General features: G+C 30.9%; 11 protein-coding genes and 1 other annotated feature. Of the genes, 8 read left to right on the forward strand and 3 right to left on the reverse strand.

Features of this window, described 5'->3' with window-relative positions:
• Position 1: 1 nt before the first annotated feature.
• The 5 genes from B5X49_RS00515 (at position 2) to B5X49_RS00535 (ending at position 6,073) form a co-directional block, all read left to right on the forward strand.
• Positions 2-643: an NAD(P)-dependent oxidoreductase gene (locus B5X49_RS00515; protein ID WP_045749262.1), complete on the forward strand. Its 642-nt coding sequence runs from the start codon at positions 2-4 to the stop codon at positions 641-643.
• 46 nt (positions 644-689) lie between these two features.
• Positions 690-904: a binding site (T-box leader), on the forward strand.
• 40 nt (positions 905-944) lie between these two features.
• Positions 945-1,502 carry a GNAT family N-acetyltransferase gene (locus B5X49_RS00520; protein ID WP_045749263.1) on the forward strand — a complete coding sequence of 186 codons (558 nt, stop codon included), beginning with the start codon at positions 945-947 and terminating at the stop codon, positions 1,500-1,502.
• On the forward strand, positions 1,474-4,053 hold the full coding sequence (locus tag B5X49_RS00525) for a valine--tRNA ligase (protein WP_045749264.1): 2,580 nt from the start codon (positions 1,474-1,476) through the stop codon (positions 4,051-4,053). Before B5X49_RS00520 ends, B5X49_RS00525 begins: the two co-directional genes overlap by 29 nt.
• A gap of 4 nt (positions 4,054-4,057) precedes the next feature.
• Positions 4,058-5,281 carry a bifunctional folylpolyglutamate synthase/dihydrofolate synthase gene (locus B5X49_RS00530; RefSeq protein ID WP_159444468.1) on the forward strand — a complete coding sequence of 408 codons (1,224 nt, stop codon included), beginning with the start codon at positions 4,058-4,060 and terminating at the stop codon, positions 5,279-5,281.
• Positions 5,282-5,290: 9 nt separating this feature from the next.
• Positions 5,291-6,073: an alpha/beta fold hydrolase gene (locus B5X49_RS00535; protein WP_045749266.1), complete on the forward strand. Its 783-nt coding sequence runs from the start codon at positions 5,291-5,293 to the stop codon at positions 6,071-6,073.
• A gap of 61 nt (positions 6,074-6,134) precedes the next feature.
• On the opposite strand, the gene B5X49_RS00540 is transcribed toward B5X49_RS00535, so the two are convergent.
• The 3 genes from B5X49_RS00540 to plsY form a co-directional block, all read right to left on the reverse strand.
• Positions 6,135-7,145 (reverse strand): hypothetical protein, encoded by a 1,011-nt coding sequence (locus B5X49_RS00540; protein WP_045749267.1) that lies wholly within the window; start codon positions 7,143-7,145, stop codon positions 6,135-6,137.
• Positions 7,146-7,156: 11 nt separating this feature from the next.
• The gene (locus B5X49_RS00545) at positions 7,157-7,477 is read right to left on the reverse strand and encodes a PadR family transcriptional regulator (RefSeq protein WP_045749268.1); all 321 of its coding nucleotides are present in this window, start codon (positions 7,475-7,477) and stop codon (positions 7,157-7,159) included.
• A 95-nt stretch (positions 7,478-7,572) separates the two neighbouring features.
• Positions 7,573-8,256, reverse strand: a complete 684-nt coding sequence (gene plsY, locus B5X49_RS00550; protein WP_045749269.1) for a glycerol-3-phosphate 1-O-acyltransferase PlsY — start codon at positions 8,254-8,256, stop codon at positions 7,573-7,575.
• Positions 8,257-8,439: 183 nt separating this feature from the next.
• Between plsY and hrcA the strand changes: the two genes are divergently transcribed.
• From hrcA to dnaK, 3 genes are read left to right on the forward strand one after another with little or no spacing between them, the layout of a single operon-like run.
• Positions 8,440-9,462 carry a heat-inducible transcriptional repressor HrcA gene (gene hrcA, locus B5X49_RS00555; RefSeq protein WP_045749270.1) on the forward strand — a complete coding sequence of 341 codons (1,023 nt, stop codon included), beginning with the start codon at positions 8,440-8,442 and terminating at the stop codon, positions 9,460-9,462.
• Complete coding sequence (gene grpE, locus B5X49_RS00560) at positions 9,449-10,024, forward strand: nucleotide exchange factor GrpE (protein WP_045749271.1); 576 nt, start codon at positions 9,449-9,451, stop codon at positions 10,022-10,024. The genes hrcA and grpE overlap by 14 nt, the downstream gene beginning before the upstream one ends.
• The gene (gene dnaK / locus B5X49_RS00565; RefSeq protein WP_045749272.1) at positions 10,008-11,825 is read left to right on the forward strand and encodes a molecular chaperone DnaK; all 1,818 of its coding nucleotides are present in this window, start codon (positions 10,008-10,010) and stop codon (positions 11,823-11,825) included. The genes grpE and dnaK overlap by 17 nt, the downstream gene beginning before the upstream one ends.
• Positions 11,826-11,834 lie beyond the last annotated feature (9 nt).

Genomic DNA, 11,834 nt, shown 5'->3' on the forward strand with positions numbered 1-11,834 from the left:
ATTGAAAATAGCAGTGATTGGTGCATCTGGATTTATTGGATACCAAGTAACAAAAGAAGCACTTAGAAAAGGACATCAAGTAGTAGGAATCTTTAGAAGAAATGCAATACCACTTGAACCTAATTTAGAACTTAAAAAGTTAACTATTTTTGATGAAGATATTTTTAAAGATGCTATTAAAGATTCTGATGTTTTAATAGGTTGCTATAACCCGGGATATTATCATGTAGCTCAAAAAGAGAGATACTTAGAAGGTTATAGTTTAATAATTAAACTTGCTAAAGAACTTAAAAAGAAATTGATTATAGTTATTGGAGCTACTTCATTAATTCAATATGATGGTGAACTTGTTAAAGATGGATTAGTTTATCCAAAACCATGGATTAAAGCACTTGAAGGTGTTGACCTTGTCTATCAACAATTTAAAAATCAAACAGATAATTTGCTTACATTTGTTAGTCCACCAGCTGAAGTGTTTGATGGAACACTGACTAAAAAATATAAATATGGTAAAGATCATCTACTTTATGATAGAGATGAAAGATCCAGAATATCCGTTCAAGATTTAGCACATGCAATTATTCAAGAAGCTGAAGAAAATAAATATTTAAATCAACGTTTCACAGTAGCTTATCAAGATTAATCCAAGAATCTCTTCTTGCAATCAACAGGATTTTGATATATAATGTAAGAAAGCTATGAATTGAAGAGTAGTTTAAGTTAATGATTAAAGAGACAAGTTGGTTGGTGAGAAACTTGATATTACTTAGATGAAAGTCCTCAAGGAGCTGTTAAAGTGAACATGAAGTAACTTTATACCGTTTAACTTACGTTACAAGTATGATGAGTGCACAGTAATTCACTGTGAACTAAGGTGGTACCGCGGATTTTATTCGCCCTTAGACAAATATGTCTAGGGGCTTTTTATTTTCTTGAGGTGAAATATGAAGACAATTATAACCAATCGTCTAATTCTTAGAAATCCTACGATGGATGATTTGTTGGCTTTTAATTATTATGCATCAAAACCTGAGGTTGGACCGAATGCAGGATGGTTACCACATAAGAATTTAAAAGAATCTAAATTAATTCTTTCACTTATGGTTAAAGAAAGAAACGTATATGCCATTGTTTTAAAAGAAATTAACATGATGATAGGTACAATTTCACTTTATAATCCTACCTATAATATTGTGGATGGTCATATGATCGAAATAGGGTTTGTTTTAAACAGTGAGTATTGGAATAAAGGGATCATGCATGAGGCATTAACGCATATCATACCTTATATATTTAACAATTTAGAGTTTAATGTCATTAAGGTATCTCATGCAGATTTTAATGAACGTAGCGAAAAGTTGATTGCTAAATTAGGATTTAAATATAAAGATGAAGTTATTAAAAAGTACAAGGGATTACCTCAAATTAAAAAAGTAAAAGTATATGAATTATCAAAAAAGGAGTTTAACAGTTATGAAAATAGAATTGAATCCAAAATATGAATTTAAAAAAGTAGAAGAGAATCGTTATGACTTTTGGTTAAAGAAAGGTTTTTTTGAATCTGGAAAAGATCAAAGTAAAACACCGTTTACAATCGTTATTCCACCACCTAATGTAACGGGTAAATTACATCTAGGACATGCTTGGGATACTGCAATTCAAGATATTATTATCAGACGCAAACGTATGCAAGGATTTGATGCCTTATACTTACCAGGTATGGACCATGCAGGTATTGCAACTCAAGCTAAAATTGATGAAAGACTAAAAAACCAAGGTATTTCACGTTATGATTTAGGTCGTGAAAAGTATTTAGAAAAAGCATGGGAGTGGAAAGAGGAGTATGCTGGTTTTATTAAAGACCAATGGAAAGCATTAGGATTATCTCTTGACTATACCAAAGAGCGCTTTACATTAGATCAGCAGTTAAATGATGCAGTTAATCACGTTTTTATTAAACTCTATGAAAAGGGTTGGATTTACCGTGGATATCGCATTATTAATTGGGACTGTGAAGCTAAAACTGCACTTTCAAATATTGAAGTTGAATATGCAGAAACTGAAGGTAAATTATATCACTTTAGATATCCTTTTACTGATGGGTCAGGTTATATTAAAATTGCAACAACAAGACCTGAAACAATGTTTGCAGACCAGGCTTTAATGGTACATCCTGAAGATGAAAGATATAAAGAGTTTGTTGGAAAATCTGTTTATATACCTGGAACTAAAACGTCTATTCCAATTATTCAAGATGATTATGTTGATATGACATTTGGAACTGGTGCTGTAAAAGTAACACCTGCACATGACCCTAATGACTATGAAGTTGGTAAAAGACATCAATTGATGATGCCACTTTGTATGAATGATGATGGTACGATGAATGAACTAGCTTTAAAATACCAAGGATTAGATCGTTTTGAATGTCGAAAATTATTAACGAAGGATTTAACTGAATTAGGTCTTGTTGAAAAGATTGAAACACATATACATCAAGTTGGATACTCTGAACGTACAGGTGTTATGGTAGAACCAAGATTATCATTACAATGGTTTGTTGATATGAAGGGTTTAACAGAACAAACACTTAAGAACAACAAAGTAGACTTTGTTCCGGAAAGATTTAAAAATACATTTGAAAACTGGATGCATAATATACAAGACTGGACAATTTCTAGACAACTTTGGTGGGGACATCGTATTCCTGCTTGGTTTAGAGGTGATGAAGTTAAAGTTCAAATCGAATCTCCAGGAGATGATTGGAAACAAGATGAAGATGTTTTAGATACTTGGTTTTCAAGTGCTTTATGGCCATTTTCTACATTAGGATTCCCTGATAAGGAATCCCCACTTTATAAAAGGTATTATCCAACAGATGTGATGGTTACTGGATATGATATTATTTTCTTTTGGGTTGCTAGAATGATGTTCCAAGGATTAGAATTTACTGGTGTTGATCCATTTAAGAAGGTTTTACTCCATGGACTTATAAGAGATGAACAAGGAAGAAAAATGAGTAAATCGTTAGGTAATGGTGTTGACCCTATGGATGTGATTGATACGTATGGTTTAGATGCATTAAGATTCTTTATTGTATCGAATTCAGCACCTGGTGCTGACACTCGATATGATGTTAAAAAAATTGAAGCTAGTTGGAATTTTATTAATAAGTTATGGAATGTAACACGTTTTATTACCTTAAATATTGATGATACAAGTTTAGTCATTGATGAATCTAATTTAAATCTATTTGATCAATGGATTTTAACTCGTTTATCAGAAACTATTGAACTAGCAGATACGTATTATGAAAGATTTGAATTCAATGAAGCAAATAAAGTATTAACTAATTTCATTTGGGATGAGTTTGCATCATGGTACTTAGAACTTTCAAAACTATCTTTACAAGATGAAAAATACAATAAAAATACCCAAGCAGTGCTATTATATTGCTTAAAAGATATATTAAAATTATTACATCCTTTTTTACCTTTCGTAACTGAAAAACTGTATATTGACATATTTAATGAAGAATCTATTATGATTTCATCTTGGCCAACTGCTCAATATCGTTTTGATGTTAAAGATACATTTAAAGAAATTGAAGAAGTTATTACAAGGGTTAGAAATTTAAGAAACTCATATAATGTAGCACCTTCCAAACCACTTAATATCGTACTTCAAACAGAAAATCAAGTATTAAAAACTGTATTTGAGACCTATTCTAATTACTTAACTAAGTTCTTAAATAGTAGTGATTTTAGATTGTTACCGTCCTTTGATGATGAACATTATGTTCTAATTGCAGGAGCAAACATAAACATATTTGTTGAAAAAACTGGTTTAATTGATATTGAACAAGAAATCATGAACCTCAATCGACAAAAAGAAAAGCTAGAAAAAGAAATTGAACGATCAGAGGCGTTACTAAATAACGAGAACTTTACGAAAAAAGCACCAAAAGAAAAATTAGCTGCAGAAGAGGAAAAATATACACTCTATAAGAAACAATATATGGATGTATTAGAAATGTTAAAAAAATATGTTTAATCTTTTGAAAGATGCAATCCATTGGATTGAAACACGAACAAAATTTAGACCTAAGACAAGTTTAGATTACATTGATAATGCATTAAAAATGATGAATGTTAATCTAGACTTGATTAAAAAAATACATGTTACCGGAACCAATGGTAAAGGTTCTGTCTCAATGTATTTAACACATATTTTTAAATTTAACGGGTATAAGGTGGGAACATTTATCTCACCTTATCTCATGCGTTTTAATGAGCGTATTAAAATCAATGGTCAAGACATTGATGATGATTCACTACTTCAATTAATCAATAAAATATTTACTTTCAATGAAGTGTATCATGAAAAAACAGGTCAATCACTTTCATTTTTTGAATTAATGACATTAATGTCTATTCAAATGTTTTCGGATGAAAAAGTAGATTTAATGATTATGGAAGTTGGTATTGGTGGATTACTCGATGCAACAAACATTTTAAACTATGATGCATCTGTCATTACAAACATCGGATTTGACCACATGAAACAGTTGGGAAACACTTTAGAAGAAATATCATTTAATAAACTAGGTATTGTTAAAAAACATAATCATCTATTTACGACTGTTGATTCAAAATTGCATGATTATTTTAAAAATTATGTAGATAAAAAGGAAGCAACCGTAAAATTTATAGATGAAACTGAAGTTAAAATTGTTAATCACTATCCTAATATCATTAAATATAAAGGTATAACCTATGAACTTGGAATATTAGGAAATTATCAAGCATTAAATGCTGCATTAGCTATTGAAGTTTCAAAATTCATTGACCCAAGTATTCAAGATGATGATATTTTAAAAGGATTAAAATATACGGTTTATCCTGGACGCTTAGAAGAAGTATTACCAGAAATTTTTATTGATGGTGCACATAACTCACATGCTATAGAAGCACTTATAAAAACTTTACAACAAACATTTAATCGTAAAAAAATACATGTACTATTTAGTGCACTTGCAGATAAAGAACCCAAAAATATGTTAGATTTACTTGCACCACATGTAGAATCCATCTATGTTACTGGATTTGATGATCCTCGATATCAATCTTTACATGATTTAGGATACGCTTTTGAAGCGGATGCTTATCAAGCATTAAAAACACTCATTCAAACAAAAAATAATGGTGATATTATACTGATTACAGGAAGTCTACATTTTATTGGATATATCAAAAATGATATATTACCAAAATTAAGTTAGGAGTTTGATATGTTAATTAATCAAGTTATGTTATATACAGAAACACATCCAGTCGATCATGCTTTAGGAACTGTGGTTATAACCCATGGTATTGCATTACACTCACTATATTATCGACGTCTAGCAAAACTTATCAATCAAAGTGGATATCAAGTTTTATTATATGATGTTAGAGGTCATGGTAAATCTCAAGGTAAAAGAGGCGATATTGATGATATTAAGACCTTTATTGAAGATTTAAATCAAATTATTATTCAAATAAAGAAAGATACATCAAAACCAGTTTACCTATTAGGTCATTCGATGGGTGGTGTCATTAGTAAGTATTATGCAGCAACTTATGATAATTATGATGGACTTATTGTTATGTCCTCACCGAACTCTGTGAAAAAACTAGGTGTTTTACAATGGTTACCAATGTTTTTAGTAGGAAATATCCGTATTAAGACAAACTTCCAGGATTCAAGACTTTCTAACTTGCCACCAGATGAAAATGTTGAACCATATGCTTTAAAGAGTTTTACCATAAGATTGATTATCAATGTTTTAAAAAAAGGGTTAAAGTATATAAGAAAAAATATTTCTAGAATTCAAAAACCTGTACTTACTATACATGGTTCAGACGATCAATTAGTATCCATTGATGAATCCATATCATTTGATAAAAGTTTGAAAAATGAACATCACAAGTTTGTTTCTATACAAGGTGGGTATCATAATTTAAATCATGATACAGTGACTGATGATGTAGGGAAAGTCATTGGCCAGTGGCTCAATCAATTAGAAAAATAACATAAAATAAAGGGTAGAACATTTAAAGTGTTCTACCCTTATTTCATTTTTAATGATAGGATTAGCGGTTTTTAAAGTATTTAATCCATCGACTCATATATTCAATCATTTCGAAGAAAACGATTAAACCGATGACGAGATAAAGTATACCATATGTATAAGTTTCAACAGAAGTTACATCTAAATTAAATAGTAATGCAAATTCAGGAATAAAGTTTGGATGAATTAGATTTGGTAATAATAATATAACAATACTCATGATGGTTGCTATAAACTCCAAGATTGTTTCAGTTAATAATGAATGGAATGTTTCTTTACCTTTGTAGAATTTAAATAGGAAATTAATAACTATAAATACGTTAAACATTGCAATATTTATAACGAAATAAATATAATAATCTGGATTGAAGAAAGCAGTAATAAATTCTCCATTTTGATAGATTCCTATTTGATTAAAGAAAGCTAGGAATAATCCACTAAATAACAATGAGAAGAATAGTTGGAATAAAAATCCAATCATCATAACGACTCTAGAATCTTCTTTTTTGTTTTCGATATCTTTAGGTACTTCATTTAAATCACTAGTTTTCCAGTTTTTAAGTTTTTCATCAATGGACTTTCTAACTTCTGGTAGTTGATAGGCCCAAAAAACTAGTGTAGTGATTGCAAATGCAAACATTAAGAAGCTGTATATATTTTCGAAGAAGTTTGCAAATAATGTACCAATAATTGATGTTGGTTCGTTCATATTAAATGTTGTTAAAGCTTGAATGACAGATACTAAAACTGCAAGCATCGAAAAGGTGATAAGTACGAATTTTAATATCGTTATATAATCTTGATAGAATACAGGTTCAACAACATGTTTTGGACTTTCCTGATATTGAAAAGCAACGTGTATGGGGTTACCGATTTTATGAAGTACAACTTCTAAATCTAATTCAGTTGGATTTTCATAGTCTGATAACATATCCAATATACTGGATTCCAATTCTTTTTTAATTTCTTGACGTTGATCTTTAGGGCAACGTCTAATGACTGCGTATACATATTTATCAATTGTTTTTTGCATATTTGTTCCTCCTAGAACAATACTTTCATTTCATCATTGAGTTTTAACCACTCACTTTTTAATGATTTTAATACATCTAAACCATTCTCGCTTAATTCGTAAAACTTTCTGGGTCTACTTTCTGTTGTATCCCAATTTGAAACTAATAGCTTTTGTTCCTCCAGCCTTCTTAATAAAGGATAAAGTGTTCCTGCTTCGATTTGAAGACCTTTAGATGTCAGTTCTGACAGTAGCGAATAACCATACTGTGGTTTTTTAAGTGCATCCAAAACAAACAAAAGTTGTGTGCCACGTCTTAATTCAATAATTAAATTATTAACTATATTCTCCATTTCTTTCCTCCTACATTTTTATTATACTGTATGACATACAATATTGTCAAATAAAAAACATTAAAAAAATAAACACCTTTCGATGTTTATCATTTTTACTTATTTTTTTTCTTTTGACCAATCTTGTTTTCAGTACCATTTAACAGTCTAACGAAATTTTTCTTATGCATATAGATGATAAGAAGAACAATAATGGATAGCACCGTAAGGTTAATACTTTGAGATTGATAATTGAGTATTAAATGCTGTGAAGGTATCCATAATTCTGGGATGAGTACTGCAATCCACATAAACACACCAACTAAGAAGGATGCTACAACCGATCCGATAGACACATATTTTGTAGAGAATGCTACAATGAAGAATATTGCGATACCGGATAAACCAACGATAGGGTTAATTGCAATTACTGCACCAACTCCGGTAGCAACTGCCTTCCCACCTTTAAAACCAATATAAATCGATTTGATATGACCTATTGCTGCAAAAGCTCCATAAAGTATAGATATATCATAAATATCGACTAAATTGAGTTCTTGATACCCTAGAACATATCGAATGATAATAATTGGTAACGCACCTTTGAAACAATCAAGTAAAAATGTTGGAATACCATATTTAAGTCCAAGTACACGAATAACATTTGTTGAACCGACATTTTTACTTCCATGTTCTCTAATATCAATGTTTTTAAATACTTTAGGTATGATATAACCAAATGGAATCGCACCAATTAAGTATGAAGCAAGTAAAGCTAAAGTTATATATAAGAATTGCATATTTCCACCTCGTTAACGATTATAGCATATTTTATTAAAATATTGAAGCGCTAAACACCATCTCAATTCACAAAAGAAATTGAAAAATATGTGATGATAGCACATAAGTGTTGACAGTGCCATTTTTTTGTTATACAATAATGTTGGCACTGAATTGATACGAGTGCTAAAGGGTGGGAAGTCATGATTTCGTCAAGACAAAAACTGATCTTAAAAGCTATAGTTGATATATTTTCAGAAACTGCAGAACCAGTGGGCTCTAAAGTTTTAATGGATTTGCCATATTTGAATTACTCATCAGCTACGCTTCGATATGATATGGCTACACTTGAAGAAATGGGATTCTTAGAAAAAACCCATACATCATCGGGTAGAGTACCATCTGAAAAAGGTTATAGATATTATGTCGATCATTTAGTTACTAGAGATTCTGATGTGGTTCGCGTATTTCCAATGATAGATGAAATATTCAATAGAAATTCATTTACTAGGGAAACTACAATAAAAGAAGCATTAAAACTCTTAACTGAGCTTACAAATTATACTGCTGTGGCGGTTGGACCAGATGTATTACAATCTAAAATTAAAAAAGTAGATTTCATTCCACTGGGTTTAACTGATGCAGTTGTACTTATAGTAACCGACAGAGGCCATGTTCAGCATCAACAAATACATATCAAAGATGGAATGAGTATTAATGACTTAAAAGAAGTAATTAAGACTTTAGATGATTTATTGCAAAATAGATTATTAAGTGATGCAATTAAGATATTAAAAGAAGAATATGCGGCAAGTGAACTCAATCAATTTATGGACTACCAGGCTCAAATCATTGATTCATTTATTCAAGCATTCTCTAAATTTGCATCGGATTCATTCTATTTATCTGGTATGACAAATGTATTTGAACAACCAGAGTTTAATAATCTGGATCATATTAAGAGGTTTATAGATATGATGGATCGACGTGAGATTATAAAACTCATTGGTACTGAAGAGGGTTTAACGGTTCGTTTTGGTAGTGATATGCAAATTAAACCATTAAATCAAATGACTGTAGTTTCAATACCTTATCGCATTAATGAAAACGAATCTGGAACTATCGCATTATTAGGACCAACACGTATGGCATATCAAAAAGTAATACCACTACTTGAGTATATTGCTGCAAATCTGGCAAAATTATATAAAGATGAAAAGGAGTAATGCAGTTATGGAAGATGTGAAAAAAGATGAAGTTGTGGATAAGCAACCACAAGATGAGTCGAAGAAAGAAAAGAAACATAAGCTACAGGTAAGAATTGAGGAACTTGAAGCTGAAAACAAGGAATTAAATAATAAATATCTAAGAATGTTAGCTGATACTGAAAATTATAAAAAAAGAATTCAAGCAGAACGTTTAACAGATAAAAAATATGCATCAAGTGGTTTTGCACAAGCATTATTAACACCTTATGAGCAATTTGCAAAAATAGTAGAATTTCCAACAGACAATGATTTACTTAAAAACTTCTTAATAGGTTTCAAAATGATTAAAGATCAATTTGAACAAGCACTTGAAAGTGAAGGAGTTAAAGAGATTAAAGCTTTAGGAGAAATGTTTGATGCGAAAGTTCATCATGCGATTGAAAAAGACAATCAAAAGGATAAAGCTAACGGTATTGTTTTAGAAGTATTACAAAAAGGATATTATTTTAAAGATAGAATATTAAGACCAGCCATGGTAAAAATAAATGAATGGAGTGAAGAAGATGGCAAAAACGAATAAAATTATAGGTATTGACTTAGGTACAACAAACTCAGTGGTTTCCGTTATGGAAGGAACTGAGGTTAAAGTTATTGCAAATGCTGAAGGTGGAAGAACAACACCAAGTATCGTAGCGTTTAAAGGTGATGAGATTTTAGTTGGTGAAGTTGCAAAAAGACAACTTATTACAAATCCAGATACAATCTACTCAATTAAACGTCATATGGGAGATGCATCTTACAAAGTGAAAGCTGCTGGTAAAGAGTATACTCCACAACAAATTTCTGCATTTATCTTACAAAACTTAAAGAAAACTGCAGAAGATTATTTAGGTGCAACAGTTACGGATGCAGTTATTACTGTTCCTGCATATTTTAATGATGCACAAAGACAAGCAACTAAAGATGCTGGTACAATTGCAGGATTAAATGTTCGTCGTATTATTAATGAACCAACTGCATCAGCTCTAGCTTATGGTATTGATAAAACGGATAAAGAACAAACCGTTTTAGTATTTGACTTAGGTGGTGGAACATTCGACGTTTCTATCCTCCACTTAGCAGATGGTACTTTTGAAGTTGTTTCAACAGCAGGTGATAACAGACTTGGTGGAGATGACTTTGATGAAAGAATTTATAAATTCTTGGCTCAAGAATTCAAAAAAGAACATGGAGTTGACCTTTTACTTGATAAAATGGCATTACAACGTTTAAGAGATGCAGCTGAAAAAGCTAAGAAAGAACTTTCAGGTGTAACAACAACTACGATTTCATTACCATTTATCACAATGGGTCAATCAGGTCCATTACACTTAGAATATAACTTAACAAGAGCTAAATTTAACGAATTAACTAAAGAATTAGTAGACCGTACATTAGTTGCTGTAAGAAGAGCTTTACAAGATGCTAAATTAACAAATAAAGATATCCAACAAATATTACTTGTAGGTGGATCTACACGTATTCCTGCTGTACAAGAACTTGTTACAAAAGAATTTGGTAAAGAACCAAACCGTTCTGTAAACCCAGATGAAGTTGTTGCAATGGGAGCAGCAATTCAAGGTGCTGTCTTAGCTGGTGATGTCAAAGACGTATTATTATTAGACGTTACACCACTTTCATTAGGTATTGAAACATTAGGTGGCGTATTTACAAAACTTATTGAAAGAAATACAACAATCCCAACTTCTAAATCTCAAGTATTTAGTACAGCTGCTGATAATCAACCTGCTGTAGATATTCATGTTCTACAAGGTGAAAGACCAATGGCCCTTGACAATAAAACATTAGGCAGATTCCAATTAACAGATATTCCACCAGCACCACGTGGTGTACCTCAAATCGAAGTTACATTTGATATTGATGCCAACGGAATTGTGTCTGTTAAAGCTAAAGATTTAGGAACAAACAAAGAGCACAAGATTACGATTTCTGGTAATGGTGGACTATCTAAAGAAGAGATTGAAAAGATGGTTAAACAAGCAGAAGAAAATGCTGAAGCAGATGCTAAACGTAAAGAAGAAGCTGATTTAAGAAACGAAGCAGATAACATGATGTTCCAATCTAAAAAAGCTTTAACTGATTTAGGTGATGAAGCTACTGAAGAAGAGAAAAATACTGTAAATGATGCAATAAAAGAATTAGAAGAAGCACTAAAAGGAACTGATTTAGAAGCAATTAAAGCTAAAAATGAAGCTTTAATGAAAGCTGCACAATCGATTTCAATTAAAGCTTATGAAAAAGCAAATAAAGATAAAGATGGATCTAATAACGATTCAGGTAATGATTCAGGAACCGTAGACGCTGAGTTTACAGAAAAATAATTTTAGATA

The sequence above is a fragment of the Acholeplasma oculi genome (genome assembly GCF_900166985.1).
Classification (GTDB): domain Bacteria; phylum Bacillota_I; class Bacilli_A; order Acholeplasmatales; family Acholeplasmataceae; genus Acholeplasma; species Acholeplasma oculi.

Coding starts and splice junctions, on each gene's coding strand:
- B5X49_RS00520 (WP_045749263.1), top strand. CDS start 945: ATGAAGACAATTATAACCAATCGTCTAATTCTTAGAAATCCTACGATG.
- B5X49_RS00525 (WP_045749264.1), top strand. CDS start 1,474: ATGAAAATAGAATTGAATCCAAAATATGAATTTAAAAAAGTAGAAGAG.
- B5X49_RS00535 (WP_045749266.1), top strand. CDS start 5,291: ATGTTAATTAATCAAGTTATGTTATATACAGAAACACATCCAGTCGAT.
- B5X49_RS00540 (WP_045749267.1), bottom strand. CDS start 7,145: ATGCAAAAAACAATTGATAAATATGTATACGCAGTCATTAGACGTTGC.
- B5X49_RS00545 (WP_045749268.1), bottom strand. CDS start 7,477: ATGGAGAATATAGTTAATAATTTAATTATTGAATTAAGACGTGGCACA.
- plsY (WP_045749269.1), bottom strand. CDS start 8,256: ATGCAATTCTTATATATAACTTTAGCTTTACTTGCTTCATACTTAATT.
- hrcA (WP_045749270.1), top strand. CDS start 8,440: ATGATTTCGTCAAGACAAAAACTGATCTTAAAAGCTATAGTTGATATA.
- grpE (WP_045749271.1), top strand. CDS start 9,449: ATGAAAAGGAGTAATGCAGTTATGGAAGATGTGAAAAAAGATGAAGTT.
- dnaK (WP_045749272.1), top strand. CDS start 10,008: ATGGCAAAAACGAATAAAATTATAGGTATTGACTTAGGTACAACAAAC.